This window comes from Streptomyces akebiae, from assembly GCF_019599145.1.
Taxonomy (GTDB): Bacteria; Actinomycetota; Actinomycetes; order Streptomycetales; family Streptomycetaceae; genus Streptomyces; species Streptomyces akebiae.
This window is the reverse complement of the sequence record NZ_CP080647.1, coordinates 2,858,315-2,880,645: the sequence shown is the minus strand read 5'-3', so window position 1 is coordinate 2,880,645 and position 22,331 is coordinate 2,858,315. Positions and strand designations below refer to the sequence as shown.

Below are 22,331 nucleotides of genomic sequence, written 5' to 3'. Positions count from 1 at the left end.
ATGCGGGCGGAGAGCATCGGGCATGGCACCCTTAGACCTGCGCAAGGGTTAGGCGTCAATACGGACACGGGTTCGACGAGGAGCGGTCACAGTGCAGCGCTGGCGTGGTTTGGAGGACATCCCCGAGGACTGGGGGCGCAGCGTCGTCACCATCGGTTCCTACGACGGGGTGCACCGCGGGCACCAGCTGATCCTCCGACACGCCGTGGAACGCGCGCGTGAGCTGGGCGTTCCCTCCGTCGCCGTCACCTTCGACCCGCACCCCAGCGAGGTCTTGCGCCCCGGCACACATCCTCCGCTGCTCGCCCCGCACCACCGTCGTGCCGAGCTGATGGCCGAACTGGGGGTGGACGCGGTCCTGATCCTGCCCTTCACGACCGAGTTCTCGCGGCTGTCCCCGGCCGACTTCGTCGTCAAGGTGCTGGTCGACAAGCTCCGCGCCAAGGCCGTCGTCGAGGGCCCCAACTTCCGCTTCGGCCACAAGGCCGCCGGGGACGTGGCGTTCCTGGCCGAGCAGGGCAAGACCTACGACTTCGAGGTCGAGGTGGTCGACCTGTTCGTCACCGGCGAGGCGGGCGGCGGTCAGCCGTTCTCCTCGACCCTGACCCGACGGCTGGTCGGCGAGGGCGATGTCGAGGGCGCGCGCGAGATCCTCGGCCGTCCCCACCGCGTCGAGGGCGTCGTCGTACGCGGCGCGCAGCGCGGCCGTGAGCTGGGCTTCCCGACGGCCAACGTCGAGACCCTCCCGCACACCGCGATCCCCGCCGACGGTGTCTACGCCGGCTGGCTGCACGTCGCCGGCGAGGCCATGCCCGCAGCGATCTCCGTCGGCACCAACCCGCAGTTCGACGGCACCGAGCGCACCGTCGAGGCGTACGCCATCGACCGCGTCGGCCTCGACCTCTACGGCCTCCACGTCGCCGTCGACTTCCTCGCCTTCGTGCGCGGCCAGGCGAAGTTCGAGTCGCTGGAGGCGCTCCTGGTGGCGATGGGCGAGGACGTGAAGAGGTGCCGAGAGCTGATCGCCGCGTACGAGGGGGACGAGGGCGACGAGGGGAAGCAGCGCCGGTAGCTCCGAGGCCGGCCCGCCCCCGGACCTGGATGGACTGAGGCCCGTACCGTTCACGATCCGTGAACGGTACGGGCCTCAGTCGTGCCGCCGTGCTGTGTTCCGCGTGCCGCCGGCTGTCGTGCGGGCTACTGCTGGGGCGGTGCCGGCGGGTGGGGCTGCCCCTGCTGCGGTTGCGCCTGCTGCGGCGGATATGGCTGCCCGGGTGCGGGCTGGCCGGGGTGACCGTAGGGCTGGGGGGCCTGTCCGGGGGCCGGCTGCCCCGGGTAGGGCTGACCGGGATACGGCTGCTGGCCCTGCTGCGGATGTTGCTGATACTGCGGCGGGTACGGCTGCTGAGCGGGAGCCTGCTGACCCGGCATCGGAGGGGCGACGACCGGCGGCGGGTTGCCGTCCGAGGTCCACAGACCGTGCGACTGCTGATGACGGGCGATGTCCTCGGCGACCATCGCGGCGAGCGTGAAGTACGCCTCCCGCACCTTCGGCCGCATCATGTCGAGATCCAACTCGGCACCCGCGGAGAGGTGTTCGTCGAACGGCACGACGACGACACCCCGGCAGCGCGTCTCGAAGTGGGAGACGATGTCCTCCACCTTGATCATCTTGCCGGTCTCGCGCACTCCCGAGATGACCGTGATGGAACGTGCCACCAGATCCTGGTACCCGTGCGCGGAGAGCCAGTCCAGTGTCGTACTGGCGCTGCTCGCACCGTCCACGGACGGCGTCGAGATGATGATCAGCTGGTCGGCGAGGTCGAGCACCCCGCGCATCGCGCTGTAGAGCAGACCGGTGCCCGAGTCGGTGAGGATGATCGGGTACTGCTTGCCGAGGATGTCGATCGCACGCCGGTAGTCCTCGTCGTTGAACGTCGTGGAGACGGCGGGGTCCACGTCGTTGGCGATGATCTCCAGTCCGGAGGCCGCCTGCGAGGTGAACCGCCGGATGTCCATGTACGAGTTGAGGTACGGGATCGCCTGGACGAGGTCACGGATGGTCGCCCCGGTCTCGCGCCGCACACGACGGCCGAGCGTGCCGGCGTCCGGGTTGGCGTCGATCGCGAGGATCTTGTCCTGCCGTTCGGTGGCGAGGGTCGAGCCGAGGGCCGTGGTGGTCGTCGTCTTGCCCACGCCGCCCTTGAGGCTGATGACCGCGATGCGGTAGCAGGACAGCACCGGCGTCCTGATCAGCTCCAGCTTCCGCTGCCGCTCGGCCTCCTCCTTCTTGCCGCCCAGCTTGAACAGCCCGCCCCCCGAGGACGGACGGCTGCTCTTCTGCTTCTGCTTCTTGCTGTTCAGCAGCCGGTCCGACGACAACTCCACGGCCGCCGTGTAACCGAGGGGCGCCACCCCCGGGTTGGTGGGCTGCCGGTGGTCGTGCTGCACGGGCTGCGGCCAAGCGGCGCCGGTGCGGGGGTCGATGGGGGCGGGGGGCTGGGGCTGCCCACCGGGCTGACCGGGGTGTCCCGGGTGACCGGGGTGACCGGAGTGGGCCTGCTGCCCCGGGTCTCCGGGCTGACCGGGGAAGGGGGGTTGGGGTTGACCGGGATGGCCCGGGTGCCCCGGCTGACCTGGTTGAGCAGGGGGCTGGGGGAATCCATAACCACCCTGAGGGGCGGGGGAGTTGGGCGGGCCCGGAGGGGTCGGCGCCTGAGCGGCTGAGGGCGGGAATCCGTAGCCGGTCTGGGGGGCCGGGGGGTACGGGGAGCCGGGCGGCTGGGCCGCCCCTTGAGGAAAGCCGTAGCCGTGCTGCTGAGGCACGGGGGCACCAGGGGCACCAGGGGTCCCCGGCTGGGCCGGCTGGTCCGGCTGGGCCGGGGGTTGGGGGAAGCCGTAGCCGCTCTGCTGGGGGATGGGTGCCTGCGGCGGGACGGGTGCGTCGGCGGGCGGGAAGCCGTAACCGGGGGTGGGTTGCGCCGGGGGCGACGCGCCGGGGTGGGGGGCGACCGGCTGACCCGGGTGACCGGGGTGCCCGGCCTGTCCCTGGTGCTCCCCCTGTACCGGCTGACCTGGCTGGGCCGGGGGTTGGGGGAAGCCGTAGCCGCTCTGCTGGGGGATGGGTGCCTGCGGTGGGACGGGTGCGTCGGCGGGCGGGAAGCCGTAACCGGTGGGGGAGGGGGTGCCGGGGGCCTGCGGGGGCGCCGCCGGCTGGCCCTGCGGAGGCGTCGGGCCGGGGGCGGCGGGGCTGGTGGGGGCGTGGGGTGCGTCGGGTGAGGCGGGCACGCCGGGTGCCATGGGTGCTGCGGGTGCTGCGGGTGCTGCGGGTGCACCAGGGACGCCGGTGGCGTCGGGGGTGCCCGGTGTGCCGGGCTCGCTCGGGGCGCTGTTGGTGCCGGGAGTGCCGGGGGCGCCGGGTGCGCCGGGTGTGTCGGGTGCGTTGGAGGCGATGGTCACCTGAGGCGCACCGGCCGCGTCAGGGGCGGCGGGGGCGGCGGGGTCGCCGGGGGCGGGGGAGGCAGCGGGGGTGGGGGCCCCGATGGGGGCGCCGGGTGAGGCGTCGATCGGGGTGCCCCAGGCTGCGGGGGCACCCTGCGGAGCCTGCGGGTGGTCCGGCTGCTGCGGAGGTACGGACGGTGCCCCCTGCGCGTGCGCAGCCTGCTGCTCGGGCGTCCCGGGGGACACCTGCGAGGCCTCGGCCGGCGGCGCGGACGGCGGCGCGGACGGCGGCCACTGCGCTGCCGGTGCGGGCGCGACAGGCGCCGCGAGCTGGAACGCGGGCGGCAGCGGCGGAAGCGCACCGTGCGGTGCTGGTGGGGGAGTCCAGGCGGAGGCCCCCTGAGGCGCACCACCGGGGACACCCGGAGCGGGCGTGACAGGCGGGGTGTTCTGCGGTGCACCGGTCTGAGGCACGGGTTGAGGCGAACCCGGCTGAGGCGCTGCGGCCGAGGGTGCGGCCTCGTCGGCTTGGACGTCGTCCGTTGTCGCGCTCTGGGGCGACGAGTCCTGCGCAGCGGTGTGCTGAGGTGTGTCGCCCTGAGGCGCGGCGTCCTGAGAGACGGCTCCCGTCGGCTCCGCCCCGTCGGAGGCGGAGTCCGGGGTGATGTCGCCGCCTGACGGTTCGACTCCAGAGGCCTCGGCCTCGGATGCCGCCTCGCCGGACGCACCCACGGTGGCCGTACCGTCCGCAGCGGCACCGCCGCCGCCGTCCTGACCGGCGCCGCCCTGCGTGTCCTGCACCGTCTCGGCAGCGGAAGCAGCTACAGGCTGCGCGGCGGCACCCGCGCCCGGCTCGCCGACCTCAGCGACAGCGGCGGTCGTACCGGCCTCGCTCACTCCCTCGACACCCGTGCCACCGTCTGCCGCACTCGCACTCTCAGACTCGGCCGAGCCACCAGCACCAGCACCCACAGCCGAGATCTCTTGCTTCAACGCGGCGGCGGAGATCCGCATGGTCGCGCCACTCTCGATGTCCCCGCTCTCCGCACCGGCTTCGGGCGCGGCAGCCACCGGCGGCCAGGGCGGGGCCGGATGCGCACCACCCGGAAGGCCCCCCTCGTCCGACGCGGCCCCGGGTTCCGTCCCCGTCCCCGTCCCCGTCCCCGTACCCGGTCCCGAACCCGACCCGCCCGACGAGGCGTTCTGCGTGTACCAGGCAGGCGGCGCGTAATCGATGGTGAACTCGCCCGTCGCCTCGACGGCGGACTCCGCGTCGGACTGGTCATCGCCGGGTGTGGCCCAGCCCCCGCGGATCCCGTCCCGATCGCTGTTCACAATTCCTCCTGGTGTGGTCGAGCACCCTCAAAGCCGTGCCGGGGCCGACCGTTCTGGTCGTTCGAGCCGTGTCGTCGTGACGTCGTGATGTGCGCCCCCGGTCCCAGCCTAATCACCACAAGGGCAACGACGGCAGGCCCGTCCACCCCACCGCGCCCCGCCCGCTTCGCCACGCCCTGCCCGGGGATGGCGCACATATCCCCAACGAGACTGGTCAAACCGGTCATTATCGGTGAGCGACTCCAAAGCAGAGATCCGGAGCCGATGCACCACAGTGACCGGCGCCGTGCTCGCGACGGCGACCAGGACGGTCACCGGGACCGGACATTCACGAGCCGAAATGCCCACCGGCACCGCCCGATTATCGGGACCGAACGGTTACCGGACCGGAACGCCAGCTGCTGTCGCACCCGTAGGCCCGACGCAGCCCGAGAGCGGTCCGCGAAACCCCGACGCCCCTCGACCGCCCTCAGTCGATCCGCCGAGGCGTACCCAGCAACCCGATCTCGGCGTCGGTCGGCTGGGTCATCACGTACTGCCGGTCGCGATCGGCGCACCAGAGGGTGACGCCGTCGGCGAGTGTGGGCAACGAGTCCATGTCCGCCCGGGGCAGGGCCATCGTGCGCCCCAACTCCGCCGCCTCGTCTGGTGAGACCCGCTGCACACCGACGAGCCGGGCCTGCCGGATGAGCCGAGGAGCGACCGGACTGAGGTACGGCAGCAACGTCACCACGGACTGCCAGGGCCCGGAGACGACCCGGCCGCGCGGCGGTCGCATGCCGCAGTCACGGATGACGACCACAGGACCGCCGGCCGACGCGCCCTGCGGAGGTACCCGCCCGACGTCGTACACGGCCATGCCGTTCTGACCGCCGCCCATGGCATGCACCATCTGCATCCAGGCCTGCGGACGCCCGGTCTCCACGGCGACCCGCGCTCCCGTCGCCGCCGCGCGGAGGGCGAGCACCTGGGCGGTCCACAGCCCGCCGATGAGGACGATGTCGTACGGAGTGGGCCGGTTGATCCCCAGCACGGCGGGCTGCCTCTCGGCATCCACCCCTATGACGACCCCGTCGTCCCCGATGGGCAGCGCGAGCGAGTCGAAGTGGTCGACCGACAAAGCGTGCCGCCCGTGCCGGGGCCCGATGAGCCCGAACCCGGAGCGCACCCGCTCCCGCACCCGCTCACCGACGGAAGGCTCGGCAATGCCGGACCCGGGGTCGGCGCCGACCCCGGGCGCATGCGGACCCGTACCGGTCATGGTCATCACCGAACACCCCCGAGAGGCAGACTGGCGAGCACGCCCGGCAACTGTTCACGGTCCAGCCGCGCGAGCCCGGCCCCGGCCTGCCGGGCCGCGTGCTCCAAGGCGCGCCGGGCCACCACGAGTTCGTCGTCGCTGCGCCCCGTCACCCGGAGGTGCCCGGTGAGCACCACCTCGTGCCGTTCGCCGCGTGCCAGGGTCAGACTGAAGGTCGTCGCGAGCGCGGGTATGGCCGTGAGCAGCCCCACGAGCTGTGGCAGCGAAGGCCCCCGACCACCCAACTGCGGCCAACGCCGCACCCAGTAGGTCGTGTGCCGACGGTTGTCGCACCGCCAGCTCCGCCCTGACTCCTCGGTCCGCCGCTGCGGAGTGTCCGTACGTCCGGCCTCCGCCGTCACCAGCGGATTGGCGCAGGCGGAAGTGGCGAGCGCGGCGACCAGTTCCTCCTCATCGAGTAGGGTCGTCCGGAATCCGGCCCCGGTGAGCCGGCTGGCCAGATGATCCGCGACCCGCACCACACACTTCTGCGCCCCCAGGAGCCCACCCCCGCGGGCGGCCACGGCCTCGGGGCACAACTCGGGATCCAGCTTCAGCGCGATCCAGGTGATCCGGACCGCCGGGGCGCCCGTCTGCGCCTGCAGAGGCGCATAGTTGCTGACGGCCACCGACTGCTGGGGCAGCTGTATGGCGGGCGCGGGCTGCGTGTGCAGCACGATCTGCGCACCCTCCAGCCGGATCCCGTCCACCTCCAGCGCGTCACGCACCAGCCCGAGGGGCAACGGCTGCCGGCTTCGCTCGGCACGCAGCGCGGTGGCGTCCGCCTCGACCTGCAGCACGGCGGTGACGAACGTCCCGTCCCCGATGATGCCGACGGCCCGCCGGTCCCTCCCGCCGTACGCGTACGTCCGCAGGCTCGGGTCGCACTCCACGGCGGGCGCCAGCCCTGGCTCCGTCCCCGGCCGGACCACCGCACCGGCGGCCTTCCGCTGCCGCGCCTTCAACGCCCGCGCCGTGGCGAGCCATTCGGGCAGGGAGCGCCCACGGCGACGTACGACGGCGAGCAGCACGAGCACGACGGCGATGACGGCCGCGGGAACGAGCGCGAGGGGGTGCACAGCCCAGCCGGCGAGCAACACGGCGGCAGCCGCCTCGACGAGCAGCAACTGCCGCAACCGGAACGCCCCGAAGTGCCCGGAACCCGCCTTGAGGCGAAGCGCGACCGGACCGGGAACGGGCGTCGTCACCGCGGGCGTGGACGCCGGGGCGGGCGCGGGAGACGAACGCGGGCCGGCCGCCTCTGTGCGCGACCGTGATCGCGTCCGGCTTGCGGAAGCCATTGCTGCAAACCCCCCGTAGACACCTGAAACGACCCACTCGACAGCGGCCTCGATGCGGAAGGCACCCTACCCGCCCCACGCGCACCAAGGCTCAACAGGCATAGTAGGGGGCCGGTCTGACACGGAGGGCGGGGGCTGTTGGCCCCCGGGCGCGGTACGGGGAGAAACAGGCACTCATGGCATCACGGCGGGACGAACTCAACGCCTACACGTTCGCGAAGCGACGCACTCTCGCAGCCTTCCTCCAGCCGTCGCCCTGGGGCTCTGAGGAAGGGGCTCCGAAGCCGTTGCGGGCCGTCGTGCCTAGCCTGATCGCGGGCGCCCTCGCACTGGGCGTCTTCGGAGCCTGGGGCATGTTCCAGCCCACCGCGCCCAAGGACTGGAACCAGCCCGGCACCCGGGTCATCGTGGGCAAGCAGTCGACGACGCGCTACGTCGTCCTCAAGACGGACGGGACGACCCGCCTCCACCCCGTCCTCAACCTTGCCTCCGCCCGACTGCTCATGAACGGTGCCGACTACCAGGTCGTCCAGATCAGCGACAAGATCCTCGACGCGGGCAAGCCGCCCCGCGGCCCGATCCTCGGCATCCCCTACGCACCGGACCGGCTGCCGACGTCCGACGAGGCGGGCAAGGCCAAGCGGTGGGCGGTGTGCGAGCAGCCCGGCGGCAAGGGCAGTACGGTCCAGGAGGCGACGTTCGTCTTCGCCGACCGGGATGTGCGGAAGACGGACGGCTCCGAACGCCTTTCCGGCGGCGAGGTGCTGTACGTCAAGACCCGCGCCGGGGAGCGCTATCTGGTGGACGCAGCCGGGAAGGCGTATCGCGTGGCGGGCGAGGCGGCGGACGAGGACGATCAGAAGTTGACGGAGACGCTCGTCGGCTCCAAGCAGCCACAGCTCGTCACCAAGGAGTGGATCGAGACCCTGCACCGGGGCGACCCGATCTCGTTTCCCCGACTCCCGCCCGGAGTCGGCTCCCCCGCCGGGGTGCAGGGTCAGCTCTCCGACGAGGAGAACAGGGTCGGCATGGTCCTTGTGACGGAGACGGGCGAGGGCGAGAAGTACTACGTCGTGCTGCCGGGTGAGGTGAAGGCCATCAGCGCGTTCACCGCCTGGCTGCTCATCAACTCGCCGCAGTCCGCGGTCCTCAACATGAACAGCCAGGCGGCGAAGGTGGGTCTCCAGGACTTCACCGCCGACGGCACGCCTTTCGCCGGTCAGCCGTCGGACTGGCCGGCACAGCGCGCCTCCATGGTCAACTCGGCTTCCGCGGACTCGGGTCGCAACACTGTGTGCAACGTCCTGAGCGACGTCGACGACGACAACGGCACCACGCTCCGGACCTGGGCGGGCACCGAGTACCCCGCTGAGATCGCCGCGGGCGGCACGAGCACGTACGTCACTCCGGGAACGGGACTGCTTTACACCCAGATCCAGGGCACCGACAGCGACTCGGGATCGCTCTTCCTGGTGACGGACACCGGCCTCAGATACGCCGTCCAGGCGAACGGCGACAGCGACAGCGAGCGGTCCGGCGTCGGTGTGGACGGTAAGAAGAGGACGTCGGACGGGACACCGGAGCCGAGCGAGGCCCAGGTGAAGCTCGGCTACGAGAACGTCCGGCCGGCGAGGGTTCCACTGGTCTGGTCGGAGTTCCTCGCCAAGGGCCCCCGCCTGGACACCAACAGCGCCCGCCAGCCGCAGGGTTCGTGAACGCGAGCGTCTGCGCACCACCCCAGCAGCGGCTCCACAGCACAGAAGGACGGGAGCGACGTACAGGTGTCGCCGAAGAAGACAACTCTGCCGGCCGTGGCCGCACTGCTGACGATGCTGAGCACCGCTGCGCCCGGGGCCGGCCCGGAGGCGCCCGGTACGTCCGACACGCGCGTGCGGCTCGACGGCAGCGGTGCGTGCGCGTTCCCGGCCAAGCAGATCAAGGGCACGCCCTGGGCGTTGCAGCGTGTGCTCCTGGACGAACTCTGGCAGGGCACCGACAAGGGCAAGGGCATCCGGGTTGCGGTCATCGACACCGGAGTCGACGACCGCAACCCGCAGTTGAAGGCGGCGGTCGACAAGGCCGCAGGCCGCGACTTCCTGGCAAAGGGCAAGGGCGCCGATCCCACGAACGACCGCGAGGGACACGGGACGAAGGTCGCGGGCATCATCGCGGCCCGGCCGCACGACGGCACGGGCTTCGTGGGCCTTGCCCCCAACGCCACGATCATCCCGATCCGCCAGAACGACGCCGAGAACAGCGGCGACTCGGACTCCATGGCGGAGGCGATCACCTACGCCGTCTCCCAGGGTGCCGACGTCATCAACATCTCCCAGGACACGACCAAGCCCCTGTCCGGCACCTCCAGGCTCGCGCAGGCGGTCCGCGCCGCCCTTGAGCGCGACGTCGTCGTGGTCGCCTCCGCAGGCAATGACGGCCTCGACGGCACGTACAAGAACACCTATCCGGCTGCGTTCCCCGGTGTCCTCGCGGTGGCGTCCTCGGACCGCAACAACGAGCGGGCGTCCTTCTCCCAGGCGGGCGCATTCGTGGGCGTGGCGGCCCCTGGCGTCGACATCGTTTCCACGGTCCCGGGCGGCGGTCAGTGCACGGACAACGGCACCAGCTTCTCCGCCCCGTTCGTCTCCGGGGTTGCCGCGCTCCTCAAGGAGAAGCACCGGGACTGGTCGACCGCGCAGATCGTGACCCAGATCGAGCAGACGGCCGAACGCTCCGTCAACGGCCACGACAACTTCGTCGGCTGGGGTGTGGTCGACCCGGTCCGCGCCGTCCAGGACTCCGACGTGGCCGACCCGCCCTCGTCGCCGACCCCGGACCCCGGAGTGTCCAAGGCCCCGGCCCCCGACACCGCCCGCTTCTCGCTCGCCGAGACCCCGCAGGAACGCGACGAGCGCTACGCCACGTACACCCTCGGCCTCGCCGCGGCCGTGGTCACGGTCATCGTCGGCACGGCGGTCGTCTTGCGCGATCTGCGCCGCCGGCACCGCAGAAAGGGCGCTTGAGCATGACCTTCGGGCCGCCTCCCTCCCCGTTCACCGCGTCCGCCGACACGGCGCGGACCGCACGCCGACGCCGTACGAGACTGCTGGGATCAGTGGCGGCCGCCGTGGTCGCCGCGCTGTGTGCGGGCGCCGGGCTGCTGGCGTACGCGACCGAGGATGATCCCACCCCCGGCGACACAAAGTCAGCCGCCGCCCCCCAGCACCCGGATGACGTTCGCGAGACCGTCGAGAAACGCCCCCGCACCATCAGTGGACGGATGGCGTTCCGCTTCTCGGTCGACGACGTGGGCCCGGGCGAGCACACAGAGATGCCGGGGCTGTGGGCCACGAAGACGATCCTCGCCAAGGGCATCAACCGCACGCTCGCGGGCTACGAGATCGGCCAGGACGTGACCCTGGGCGACGAGGCCTGGCGGGTCAGACTGGACGGCCCGATCTGCGGTACGACGCACCATGTGACCGCCGACGGCCGTACGGCGGTGCTGTTCAGGGCGGACTCGGGGGAGCAGGCGCTCTGCGACCACGTGGCGTTCCTCGACCTCGACACGGGCAGGAAGCTCTGGCAGAAGGCGCTCCCCTCGACCGGCGCACCGCACTATGCCGAGACCCTGCCCAGCGTCACCCTGACCAGGGGCACCGTGGCTGTGACGTGGAGCAAGGGATCGAGCGCGTACGCGATGTCCTCGGGCGAGGAACTTTGGCGCAAACGGCGCACCGACGGTTGCCGGGACACGGGCAGTGCAGGCGGAAAGGCCCTGCTGATCCGCGACACCTGCGTCGTCAGGAAGACGCTCGATTACACCTTCCGGATCCGCAGCGTCGACCCTCGCACCGGCGAGGTGCGGTGGACGTACGACGTCACCAAGGGCGTCCGGAACGTCTACCTGATGTCCAGCGAACCGGCCGTCCTCGGCACCGCGGCAGGCGATGTCAACATCACCGACCTGATCACGCTCGATGAGAACGGTGACTACCGCGCGACGATCAGCCTTGGCAACGGCACGTATGTCGCCGACTGCGCGAGCCAGACGAACGTCAACACGATCGACGACTGCCCGTCCGTGGTGGTCGGAGACGGTCAGGTCTTCCTGGAGAGCAGGGAAGACCCGGACCAGACAGCCGAGGCGAACTCCAACTGGATCATCGGGTTCGACGTCGAAACGGGAAAGACGACGAAGAAGTTCGAGTCGGGCCACAACCAACTCCTCCACCCCTTGCGCATGAGCGGTGACCAACTCCTCGCATACCGAGAGAGCACCGACAACATCAGGCCCTACGGCCTCGTCAGCATCGACCCCCGAAGCGGCAGGGAAACGCCCTACTACTACTTCGGCCTCCCCATCGAGGCGACGATCCTGGCGACCCCGAAACTGGTCGACATCCGCGTCCAGAACGGCCGCCTCTTCTTCGGAGCAAGGGTGGCGACGGGCCCGGACGACGGCCAGGAGAAGAAGTGGGTGTGGCTGGTGCTGGGCATCGAGGCCGTGCGACCCGGGACGTGAGGTGGGGCCCCGGGGGTCCGGAGAGTCGCGCACCGGGCCCCGGGACGGCGGCTACCTCACCCTTCTTGCTGTGCGGCGCCAGCCCCTTGCTCCAGCCCGCCGTTGTGAGGTGCCGGCTCCAGGTCGAACTCCCCGTCCCGCGCACCGAGCACGAAAGCCCGCCACTCGGCTTCGGTGTACCGCAGCACGGTGTCCGGATCGAGCGACGACCTCATGGCCACGGCACCCTCGGGCAAGTACGCGATTTCCACCCGCTCCTCATGCTCCTCGGTACCGGGCGCGCTGTGCCACTCCACCCCCGAGATGTCCAGCGAGTAGAGCTCGTCCTTCTCGCGCTCTTTGCGTTCCTTGAGTGCTTTCTCGGCACCCTTGTCCAGCCCATCGGCCATGACGGCGAGGTCCCTTCCCGACGTACGAACGAGCTACGGGCTCACAGTACTTGTGCGGTGACACATCCGTGACCGACAAACAGAACAGCTATGCGTCACACCCCGCGATCCCCGTATCACACCCTGTCGGCAGCCAGGGTTCCTGCTGCGCCCCTTGTCCCGATACCTGCCCGTCCCCTGAGCCGCCCCTGAACTGTCCATTATGACTTTGCAGTTGGAAGCGTCACGTCAAGTGACTAGAGTGGCGTGCCGTATCACGTGACTGATACGGCACGGGGGCGGTGTGACGCTGTGACCGCGCGACGCGCGCTGATCACAGTGATTCTTGCCCGCCTGAACCATCTGGGCGCTCGGCCTCGATGGACGCGTCACGGCGGTCCATGCCGCCGTCACATCAAGAGGAGGGTGGAGAACCTGTGAGTGGGACCCCGGACCAGAAACGCGAGAATGACCAACTCATCGCGCTGGCCAACAAGATCCAGAACTTCCACGTCGAGGTGAGCCGTCGTGTGACGTCGCTCAATACCGTGGTGGACATGATCCAGGGCGGCTGGCAGGGCGCGGCGAGCCAGGAGTACGACAGGGTGCAGCGAGAGGTGAACGTCCACCTCAAGAAGCTCCAGGACAACCTCGTCGACCTGGAAGACGTCATGCGCATGGCCGTCAACGGGTTCGACGAGCATGAGCAGGAGCGCATCGCGGAGATCCGGAAGGTGGACAACTCCTCGGAGTCCCAGGCCCAGGCAGAGGCCGGGATGAGGGGCCAGACGTACACCACCGACCGCATCACCAGCCTCGCCTGAGCCACGGAGGAGACCCACGATGAGCACCAGCTATGACCGCACAGCGATCAGCTACGCAACAGTCACCCAGGCCGCGAGCGACGTCCGCAAGACCGCCACGGACCTGACCCAGGAGCTCGAAGCCCTCATGCAGGAGGTGAAGCGCGTCGCCGAAACCTGGGAGGGTGAGGCGAAGACCGCGTACGGAGACATCCAGCGCAAGAACACCACCGAGATGCAGCAGATGACCGAAAAGCTCCGCTTCATCGCCGACCTCCTGGACAGGTCGGTCGTCGGCTACCAGGGCACAGACCTGGACGGCGCGAAGCGCATCCGCATGTTGATGGGCTGAAACGCGGCTGAGGCGCGGGGGAGTCGGCGGGATACGCTGCCTCCCCTGTCGTGCTGATGAACGCCACTCGACATATTCCGGAAACTCAAGGGGAACCCCGGGAGATAAGGCCACAGTCGACGGTGCTGGTGCTGGTGCTGGTGCGGAAGGCTTGCGGGCTGACCGCAGCAACCGGTCGACCGCATACGCCGAGGCCGGACAGCTCGGCGCCTCGGAACGCGGTCCACGTCGAGGACCGGTGGCTAATCTGGAAAAGCCTTGTGGAGGTCGTCGAGAGTTTGGATATCCAGCACCACGCTCTGCTTCCCTAGCCGGAGGAGACCAGCCTGGTCCGCACCGGCCTACCCGTGAACGCCACGGAACTCGGGCCGCATCCCTCGGGCGAGCCAGAATGCCCATGACATCCAAGCAGCAAATGCCGGTGGATTTATGTTGATTGGTGGCATATCGCCAAAGGCGGGTGTGCGGAGGTGGGTTGGAGCGTGATCCGGGAGTGCATCCCGGACGTGAGTCAGCGTGTGGAGCGCAATCGGGTCGGCTGATTACGGAGGCCCCTGCGCCTATGATCGCCACCAGGCTGGGCGCTAACCGGCGGATCGTGTGAGGTGGCTGACAAATCGCGAGTGGTCGTTTCTGCTGCCGTGTCTGTCGCCTTCGGGGGATCAACTGTCAGCCGTCCCGCGGGTGGGTGATGGTATAAGCGACAGGTGATCAGGTTGGTGGCCGTGCGAGTACGGCGGGTTGGCCTGCCCGGATGGACTTGAGAGGAATTCATGACGTTCGAGCAAGAATGGGCCGAACTGCGCGCGACGGCGGCCGAGCGGACTGCCATGCAGATCAACAGCGTTCCTGCCGAAGGCGGCGGAGGTGGTGGCGGGAAAGACCTGGTGGTCAACCGGGACGACCTCGGCGCTATCGGCAATGACGCGTATGACCTGCTGGGTCGGCTGGCGAAGGAGGGCGACATCGCCCGTCCCGCCACGTTCGACGCGGCGATAGCGCTGACCAACGGGAACTTCGTGAGCGGTTCGGCCGTGTTGAAGGTACATGACTACTGGCAGACCCACCTGAGGACCCTGCTGGACGCCTGCGCGCAGATTTCGAATCACCTCGATTACAGCAAGGCCCAGCACGCCAAGGACGAGGTGAAGATCGTGGGTGATCTGACCCGGATATCCGCGCTCACGGAATACATGAAATAGGGCTCGGGGGAGCGCACAGAATTGCTGAAGTACGAGGACATCATCGACGCTCCGGTGGCGAAGCTGAAGGCCGCCGTCGACGACTGGTCGGAGATGGCGAAGAAGCTGGACACTCTTGCCACGGACGCCACCGACGGGATGAAGGCCAAGGCGGACAGAGCGGAGTGGGAGGGTGTCAACGCAGGGGTCACCAGGGCGTTCATCGGTAAGACGGCCAAGGAGTTCGCGGACGCCGCGGCCGAGGCCAAAGGCGTGAAGCAGATCCTGGAAGAGGGTCACGCGGCCATCAAGAAGGCCAAGGACGACCTGATCAACATCCGGGACCACGAGGGGCCCGCAGCCGGCATCCGGGTGGACGGCAAAGGCAAGGTCACGGCGAAAAACCCGTTGTCCGAGGTCCCCGGGGCGCTGCACGACCCCGACTACAAAGAGCCCCTGCAGCAGGAGGCGCGGAACATCGAGTCGTGGCAGAAGAGGATCGACCTCATCGTCGACAACTGCAACGACACCGACGTCGCCCTCAAGAACACCCTTGAGGCCAACGTCACCGACCGCAAGGACTTCAACGCTCCGACGTACACGAAGCTGGACCAGGAGGAAGCCGCCCGCGCCGCCGCTCTGGCGGGCAAGGGCCGGGACCTCACGCACTCCGAACTTCAGCAGCTCAACGAACTGCTGAAGGACAACAGCAAGTCGGTGGAGTTCTCCAAGAACTTCTACGAGAAGCTCGGCCCTGAGAAGTCGCTCGCATTCTTCGGCCAGCTCTCCACGGACACGTACGAGTACGGCAAGGTCGACTCGCAGCGCCTCAAGGACGTCCAGCAGCTCCAAGAGAACCTCGGCCTCAACCTGGCCACCGCCTCCCACGACAAGGAATTCTCCGACAAGTGGGGCCTGGAGCTCCGCAAGTTGGGTCCGGAGCGCATTCCGCTGTCCAAGCAAGACTACGGCGGTCCGTTCGGATACCAGCTGCTCGGCGGGATCATGCGGTACGGGAACTACGACGCGAAGTTCCTCAACCCGATCGCCGAACACGTGGCGCAGCTGCACGCGAAGGACCCGGACATGTTCGCCGATAACAAGGTGGTGAACAGTCCGTTCAAGAACCCGTTCAACCCCTCCGGAGTGAACGGGGCCGGCTACGACCCAGCCACAGCCATGCTGGAAGCGCTCGGCAACAGCCCGGAGGCGGCGAAGAAGTTCTTCACCGAGCCCCCGACCGCGTACAACGAGGACGGCACGGTCAACCACGGTGCCGCGGCCGACCTCGGGAAAAACAAGGACGGCGAGGTAATCGACAACTACTTCGACTTCTTCGGCAACGAGAAATGGGAGTCCTTCCCCGACGTCAACTCGCTCGACGAGAAGGAGCTCAAGGACTCGCTCGACCAGATGCCCGACGCCCTCGGCCACGCCCTGGAGGCAGCGACCCTCGGCTACCCGGCCGGGCACCCGGACGCCGGCGTGGTGCGAGACGCGGACAACGCCGCTGTCATGCAGCAGGTCATGGAGAAGTACGGTGCGGACCCGGGTCTGCTGAAGGAGCACCACGAGGCGTTGGCCGACAGCCTGGGCGTCATGGGCGGCGGCTACATCGACGACATCAACTGGGCGCTGGACAAGAACCACCCGGAGAGCGTGTTCGCGCCGGGCAAGAACCCGGAGGGCCACCTCGACTTCGCGGACACCGTGGACGGTCACGGGCGGAGTATCGTCCGGGGCTTCCTCAGCGCCCTGGGCCAGCACCCGGACGCCTACGCGACGGTCTCGACCGCGGAGCAGGTCTACACCCGCAGCGTGCTGGAGGAGACAGTGGGTTCGGACGGGATCAAGGAGGGCGCTGCCAGGGCGACCGTGCGCGTGGGCGCCGAGGTGCAGGGCATGCTCGACCAGTCCCGGGCCGACCAGGTGGAGGCGACGAACCTCAAGACCCACGAGGACTACGAGAAGGCGGTCGCCAAGCGAGCGGGCTGGGTCCAGTTCGGGGCCGCGGCGGGCATCGCGGCGGGCGTCGCCTTCCTGCCAGCGACGGCGGCCGTGGGCACGGCCGCGGTGCTCATCCCGCTGGCAACGGATACCGCCGCCGGAGCTGCCGAACAGGTCATCGGTCAGATGGTCGGCGACATGTCCGAGAAATCGGTGGATGAGCACAAGGGGAAGATGGAGGACCTCAACGACGAGGAGAAGGACGAGATCTACTCCGCCGGCGAGAGTATGGCCGAGGCTCCGATGGATGCTTTCCTGCAGCACAACGGCGTGGACCCCAACAGCGATTTCGCACAGGACCTACGCGAATCGATGCTGCTCGGTTACGCAGTAGGCAACGACCGGGAGAACCAGCAGGGCCACGACCCGGAGACCGGTTGATACCGGTGGACGGCCGAGGACACTTAAGGATGCAGACAGTGATCAGTCGTAGGTCAGTACGCGGGGGACTCCTCTCCGCGGCCGTGGCCGGCTCGTTGTTTCTCGGGGCCACGGGTTGTGGAGGGGACGGGGACGAGGACGGAGTTCCGGACGACTACAAGGTCGTCGCGGGGACACAACTCTGCGGTGGCGACGCCATGTCCGCCGACGCGTCCAAGGCACTGAAGGTGATCACGGGAGCGTCGCGGTTCGAGGCCTCGGCAGAGAGGTACACCATCGCGCAGGCCGCGACGACCATTGTCGAGACGCTCTGGGACCCCAACGTGTATCGCGGGGACGTCTGCCGTGTTTACACGCCCACCGACACGCCGGATTTCGACCTCCGAATCACTTGGAGGCGGGTCGACACCGCTGCGACGGGCACCCCCGCCTCGGAGTTCACCGTGCTGAAGATGGGGGAGCGGGCCCTGGCAGCGGTGGACAAGGCGTACGTCCAGTTCGCGTGCAAGAGCGACAAGTTGGGTGGCTCGTCGGATGCGGCCCACATCGAGATCGGCGTGGAGCACCGGGATCCATTTCATGAACCCGAGGGTGACATCAAGGCCTTGAAGGAGGCCTACGCGACCGTGGCCCACTCCGTCTCGCTTGCCATGGCCAAGGAACTGCGCTGCGAGAACAACGGCGGGCTCCCCGCGAAGCCCGTGCTGGATTCCGCGTAGCCCCTGACGTATACAGAAACGACCGTGATCAGGGCACCCTTCCTGTCTTTGCAATCGCCCTGGGTCCCACACCGGCACGAAATCCAGAGCGCCCGATCCCTACTGTTCGTGGCGGCGATACGTGCGTGCGACAGCGTGGACGTGTTCTGGCACGGACGGCCCAGCCCGCTCCTCGACGACTCGTGGATCGACACACCAGAGTCGGCAACGTGAATCCAGACCAGTACGCCGTATGTGCGGCATGATCACGCCGCCCGTACCTACTGGCCGGCAGGTCCTGGCGACAGTCAGTTGATCATTGTGTTGCGACGCCCCCTGGAATGATACGTCGGCAGGCACGCTCTTCCACTCGGACCACGGGGCGTCGAAAACTTCATGATCTTGGGAGTCCGTGCCTGTCGCGCTCTCCGGGAGGCATCAGCAGCAGGGCCGGGCCCCGCCGACCGTTGATTGAGCAGGGGATTAACCGAGCGGCAGCTCAACACGTCGTCCGAGGCCGATCTCCTCTGCCTCATCACTGGTGACCATCGCGAACACTCCGCTCGGGATGCCTGCAAGACCAGCCGCGCGAGACGCCACGGCCAGCCGGTCCTTTTCGTCGGCCCCGGTGATGAAGAAGACGTATGCCTCGCCGTACTCCTCACCGTCGTCATACACCTCCGCCGCCTCCTGCTCGGCGAGGAAGTCCTCGACCTGGTCGATCCACGGGAAGAGAGAGGAACCCTCCACAGCGCCCACGGCTTCCCGCAGGGGCACATGGATCTCAACAGCAATCTCCATGAGGCTCATTGTCACTGGTCAGCCCCCGGATACCGGTACCCGCCCCGCTCCCGGAGCACCGCGAAGCACGGCAACCATCACAAACAGGACGCCACGCGACTACGCCGGAGCCTTGGCCTTCTCCGTGCCTCGGGGTATGTCGTCCTGCAGCATTTTGATCGCGACAGCCTTGCCCGACGAGTTCGTTTTGAGGTCGGCGGCATCGCCGCCACCCCCGCCGGGGGCAGCTGGTTCGACTGCATGCCGCTGCTTTGGTGAGCTGCAGATGCAGTGCGTGCTTGACCCCAGGCTTCATCGAACGACATTACCGATTTCCTCGTGGTACTCGCTGACTATCAGGCCGCCGGTGCTCGGCATGCTCATCAATGCTGTCCCGTACTCGGCGGGCCCTCCGGCGGCGAACCGGTGCCATGACTCTGTCTTGGGCTGGCGGGTGGGTAGTGGTGCTGTGGTGCGTACATGGGAAGCGGGGGGACGGTGAGAGGAGCGGGACGTCGGCGTCGCGCGCGAATCACGGGCACGGCGACCGCTGTACCGAGGAGCGCCGCGGCCCCTACGCCAAGGGCGATCCACAGAGCCGGGTTGCTCTCGTCCGCGGGGGGCGCTGCCGCGGTGGGTTCGTCGTCCTTCTTGTCATTGCTGGAGGAGCCGCCGGATTTCGAGGGTTCGGGAGACGGTGACGGTGACGCTGCCGCAGCCAGGTCCGGCAGCGGATACTCATCGGCCGGACCTGGGTCGCCCGGGTTCTTCAGTGCGATACGTGGACGGACAATGCCGTAACCGATGGCGTTGTTCCAGGTCCACTTCTTCTCGTTGCCCTTCATTGTGTTGATCAGGACACGCAGGACCTGGTTGTTCGTCCAGGTCGGGTGCTTCGACCAGATGAGGGCGGCAGATGCGGAGGCGATGGCGGTGGCGCCACTGGTGCCGTCACCCGTGCACACCTGGGTTCCGCCACTACATGCGGAGACCATCTTCTCGCCTGGCGCCGCAACATCGATTTGTGGACCCCACTGAGATTTTGACGTCCGCTCGATCTCTTCGTTGATCGCTGCGACTCCGACAACGCCGGGCGTTGCGGCCGGATACTCTATTCGATTCGACGTGTCCCCGGTGTTTCCCGCAGCGGCAAAGATCAATTTTCCTTTGTTGAGCGCGTACTTCACGGCGGCGGAGAGTTCCGGTGTTCCGACGTCCTGCTGCCCGGACGAGTTGGCGCTGGCCATCGAGATATTGATGATCTGAGCCGGGGTGTCTGCCGCGTAACGAATTGCCTGGGTCAGCACGCGGGAGTACTCGGCATTGCTGTCGACTTGACCGAAGTCCTCGGTGGCGTAGCGCATGCGGATAGGCAGGATCTTGGCTCCTGGAGCCAGTCCGTAGGAGCCATTCTGGGCCCCTCGCGCGCCAGTGGCTGCGATGAGCGCAGCGATACCTGTTCCGTGGTTGGCGAGATCGGTGTGTTCGTCGCCAGACTGTTTGGAAAAGTCCTTGCCATCGAGGACCTGACCCTTTAGGTCGGCCAGAGAATCATCGACTCCCGAGTCGATGACGGCGACTGTGATGCCACGACCCGTGCTGACATTCCACATCTCTTCGGCGTGCATGGCATCCAGGTGCCATTGCTTGGCCCGAACCGACTCGGCATGGGCAGGAGTCGCGGCAACACCTACCAGCAGTAGGCCAAGAGAAACCGACACCACTGATACGGGCCGCCGTGTTCGCATACTGCTGAATCCCATGTGCCTTCCTGAGTCGTTGACGGGGCGGGAAGTCAGTCCACTACTGGCGGCAGAGCCCGACGGTGGTTCTGCTGCCACGTCTGCTCTTCCTCAGAGAGGTAGCCAGGTCGTTCCCTGTCCCGCTGATTCCGCTGTGAGGGCGTTGCGTTGCGGGAGGTGGGCGTTGCATCACCGCGAGTCTGCGCCGATGCCCTTGCTCCGTCCGGCATGTTGCCCGGACGGAGCAGCCCGGCTCCCCCTGGTGTGAAAGGGCGGCTCGACGTGCGGCCGGCTTGAGCGGGACGACCTGCGACGCCGCCCGCCTCGGAGGCCATACGCCGGCCTCCAGTCGCACTGCTTTGGCTGGCGTTCGTACCAGTGCCGCCCGGCATCCCTTGGGCAATGCCACGCCCCATGGGTGTACGCCCTTGGGTGCTCTCTCCGCCAATGACCGTGCCCCGCGGGATGCCCCCCAATCGGCCGGACGTGGGAGTGACGGGGCGTCCTCCCATGATTCCGCTCTCACGCGGCATGCGGGCCACTCCGCCGTTGCCTGTTCCCTGTCCCGGAAGCAGCGGAGAACGTGCGACCGAGGGAAGCCGTCCAGGGGTGGTCTGTCCCGGTCCACTTCCACCACCGTTGAACGACGGCGGAATTGCTCCTGGCGGTATCTGAGATGGCGTTTCGGGACGAGGCGTGATTCCGTTGGAAACGGGGGGTGTCAAACCGTGGTTCGGGCTCTCCGGGAGTGTGGCCAAACCGTCGATTCCCATGGAGACCGGCTGGGAACGACTGACCTGATCTGTACCCTGCTTCGACTCGACTCGACTAGGTTCTGTCTGAGGGCCGCTGCCGCTGTGGTTGCGGCCATCGCTGTAAGGGGAAGCGGATGTTCCCGCTGTTGAAGCACCAGACGCCGTGACGGCGATGTACTCGTTGGGTTGCCGCCACTCGTCATGGCCCAATTGTTCTGCTGGCGGCACAAACGTAGGCGGCTCCACCCCATTAACCTGCGCAGCCGACTGCTGATAAGTCTGCGCCAGCTTCCGCATCTGCTGGACGGCTTCATACCGAGCCGCGTCGATCCGCCCCTGCGCAGCCGTCGCGTCGGACTGGGCGGTCTGGGCCAGCTTGCGGGCGTCGGGGTCGTTGCGCGCGCCCGGCTCCTTGGCTGCCGCGAGGGACTTCTCCGCGGTCCGGAGGTCCGCCTGCGCGGCCGTGGTCTCGGAGGTGTCCGGCATGACGGCCTTCGCCTCCGCGATTGCCTGGGACACGACGCCCATCCACCGGGACGCCACCTCGGCGTACTCACCGAGGTGGAGCGTGGCGCTCGCCGTCTGCCCGCCCCACTCGCGGAAGGTGTCGCCGGCCTCGCCCTGCCACTCCAGTCCCTTGACGTACGTCATGAGGTCGTCGCCGATCTTGGTGATCGTCGAGGCGGCCTTGGAGAGCTTGGCGGCGAGGTCGTAGGCGCTCTCGGCGTTGGCGGACTCGAGCATGGCCACGAGTTGAGGGTGGGTCATGGACTCGAAGTCGGTGTGCTGGGGCTGGGGTTGGTTCCGCTTGGGCTGCTCGCTCATCACAGGCCCTTCTCGGCGTCGGTGACCTCCGCGACCGGCTCGCCTTGTTGCTGCTCGCCCTGGCGCTGCGCGTACGGATCCCGGTCCACGTCGTAGTACTTGTCGACTTCCGCGTTGACCTCCTGCATCCGCGCCTTGATGTCCTCGTCGAGGTTCTCGAAGCCCACCCGGGACGCGTGCACAGCCAGTCCCACCCCCTCGATCTGGGCGCTGAGCGCCTTCGAGAGGTTCTCCAACTCGTCATGGACGATGGCGTACGACTCGTAGAGGAACTGCGCTTCCTTGAACTCGGCTGAGCCGAGCTGGGTGCGGGAGAGACGGTCCTGGCCGACCTTGTCGGGGGAGGCCTCGGACTTGCCGAGCTCGATCAGAAGGTTGTCGACGCGCTTCTTGAAGCTCTTCATGGCGTCGTGCTGGATGTCCAGCGCCATCTGAGGGTTCACGCCGTACAAGCTGTCGAAGGACTTGCCGGTGTCGGGCGCGCCCCCTCCACCGCTGCCGCCCCCGTCCGAACTCACGTCAGCCGCCTCCCCGTTCACC

At 68.4% G+C, this 22,331-nt stretch carries 17 protein-coding genes; 9 read left to right on the top strand and 8 right to left on the bottom strand.

What is annotated here, in order from left to right; genetic code table 11:
* Positions 1-91: 91 nt before the first annotated feature.
* Positions 92-1,072 carry a bifunctional riboflavin kinase/FAD synthetase gene (locus K1J60_RS12250; RefSeq protein WP_220646261.1) on the top strand — a complete coding sequence of 327 codons (981 nt, stop codon included), beginning with the start codon at positions 92-94 and terminating at the stop codon, positions 1,070-1,072.
* Positions 1,073-1,197: 125 nt separating this feature from the next.
* On the opposite strand, the gene K1J60_RS12245 is transcribed toward K1J60_RS12250, so the two are convergent.
* The 3 genes from K1J60_RS12245 to eccE all read right to left on the bottom strand — a co-directional run bounded on the left by K1J60_RS12245 (position 1,198) and on the right by eccE (position 7,377).
* Positions 1,198-4,776, bottom strand: a complete 3,579-nt coding sequence (locus tag K1J60_RS12245) for an SCO5717 family growth-regulating ATPase (protein WP_259407693.1) — start codon at positions 4,774-4,776, stop codon at positions 1,198-1,200.
* A gap of 469 nt (positions 4,777-5,245) precedes the next feature.
* A complete protein-coding gene (locus K1J60_RS12240; protein ID WP_220646260.1) occupies positions 5,246-6,043 on the bottom strand; it encodes a hypothetical protein in 798 nt (265 codons plus the stop codon).
* Complete coding sequence (gene eccE, locus K1J60_RS12235) at positions 6,043-7,377, bottom strand: type VII secretion protein EccE (protein ID WP_259407692.1); 1,335 nt, start codon at positions 7,375-7,377, stop codon at positions 6,043-6,045. The genes K1J60_RS12240 and eccE overlap by 1 nt, the downstream gene beginning before the upstream one ends.
* A 176-nt stretch (positions 7,378-7,553) precedes the next feature.
* On the opposite strand from eccE, the gene eccB reads away from it, so the two are divergent.
* The 3 genes from eccB (at position 7,554) to K1J60_RS12220 (ending at position 11,899) form a co-directional block, all read left to right on the top strand.
* The gene (gene eccB, locus K1J60_RS12230) at positions 7,554-9,092 is read left to right on the top strand and encodes a type VII secretion protein EccB (protein ID WP_220646259.1); all 1,539 of its coding nucleotides are present in this window, start codon (positions 7,554-7,556) and stop codon (positions 9,090-9,092) included.
* 114 nt (positions 9,093-9,206) lie between these two features.
* Positions 9,207-10,397 carry a type VII secretion-associated serine protease mycosin gene (gene mycP / locus K1J60_RS12225; protein WP_220651424.1) on the top strand — a complete coding sequence of 397 codons (1,191 nt, stop codon included), beginning with the start codon at positions 9,207-9,209 and terminating at the stop codon, positions 10,395-10,397.
* A 2-nt stretch (positions 10,398-10,399) separates the two neighbouring features.
* Positions 10,400-11,899 (top strand): outer membrane protein assembly factor BamB family protein, encoded by a 1,500-nt coding sequence (locus tag K1J60_RS12220; protein ID WP_220646258.1) that lies wholly within the window; start codon positions 10,400-10,402, stop codon positions 11,897-11,899.
* A 56-nt stretch (positions 11,900-11,955) separates the two neighbouring features.
* Here K1J60_RS12220 and K1J60_RS12215 read toward each other — a convergent pair whose 3' ends face one another.
* The gene (locus K1J60_RS12215) at positions 11,956-12,288 is read right to left on the bottom strand and encodes a DUF397 domain-containing protein (protein ID WP_220646257.1); all 333 of its coding nucleotides are present in this window, start codon (positions 12,286-12,288) and stop codon (positions 11,956-11,958) included.
* 416 nt (positions 12,289-12,704) lie between these two features.
* On the opposite strand from K1J60_RS12215, the gene K1J60_RS12210 reads away from it, so the two are divergent.
* The 5 genes from K1J60_RS12210 to K1J60_RS12190 all read left to right on the top strand — a co-directional run bounded on the left by K1J60_RS12210 (position 12,705) and on the right by K1J60_RS12190 (position 17,710).
* Positions 12,705-13,091 (top strand): WXG100 family type VII secretion target, encoded by a 387-nt coding sequence (locus K1J60_RS12210; protein WP_259407691.1) that lies wholly within the window; start codon positions 12,705-12,707, stop codon positions 13,089-13,091.
* Positions 13,092-13,110: 19 nt separating this feature from the next.
* Complete coding sequence (locus K1J60_RS12205; protein ID WP_220646255.1) at positions 13,111-13,422, top strand: WXG100 family type VII secretion target; 312 nt, start codon at positions 13,111-13,113, stop codon at positions 13,420-13,422.
* A 773-nt stretch (positions 13,423-14,195) separates the two neighbouring features.
* Positions 14,196-14,624, top strand: a complete 429-nt coding sequence (locus K1J60_RS12200; protein WP_220646254.1) for a hypothetical protein — start codon at positions 14,196-14,198, stop codon at positions 14,622-14,624.
* Between the two features lie 21 nt (positions 14,625-14,645).
* Positions 14,646-16,991: a hypothetical protein gene (locus tag K1J60_RS12195; protein ID WP_220646253.1), complete on the top strand. Its 2,346-nt coding sequence runs from the start codon at positions 14,646-14,648 to the stop codon at positions 16,989-16,991.
* Between the two features lie 29 nt (positions 16,992-17,020).
* Positions 17,021-17,710, top strand: a complete 690-nt coding sequence (locus K1J60_RS12190) for a hypothetical protein (protein WP_220646252.1) — start codon at positions 17,021-17,023, stop codon at positions 17,708-17,710.
* A gap of 462 nt (positions 17,711-18,172) precedes the next feature.
* Here K1J60_RS12190 and K1J60_RS12185 read toward each other — a convergent pair whose 3' ends face one another.
* The 4 genes from K1J60_RS12185 to K1J60_RS12170 form a co-directional block, all read right to left on the bottom strand.
* Positions 18,173-18,490, bottom strand: coding sequence for a hypothetical protein (locus tag K1J60_RS12185; protein ID WP_220646251.1), 318 nt, complete (start codon positions 18,488-18,490; stop codon positions 18,173-18,175).
* Between the two features lie 362 nt (positions 18,491-18,852).
* Positions 18,853-20,232, bottom strand: a complete 1,380-nt coding sequence (gene mycP, locus K1J60_RS12180) for a type VII secretion-associated serine protease mycosin (protein WP_220646250.1) — start codon at positions 20,230-20,232, stop codon at positions 18,853-18,855.
* Between the two features lie 32 nt (positions 20,233-20,264).
* A complete protein-coding gene (locus K1J60_RS12175; protein WP_220646249.1) occupies positions 20,265-21,791 on the bottom strand; it encodes a hypothetical protein in 1,527 nt (508 codons plus the stop codon).
* The gene (locus tag K1J60_RS12170; protein ID WP_220646248.1) at positions 21,791-22,309 is read right to left on the bottom strand and encodes a hypothetical protein; all 519 of its coding nucleotides are present in this window, start codon (positions 22,307-22,309) and stop codon (positions 21,791-21,793) included. The genes K1J60_RS12175 and K1J60_RS12170 overlap by 1 nt, the downstream gene beginning before the upstream one ends.
* Between the last annotated feature and the right edge of the window lie 22 nt (positions 22,310-22,331).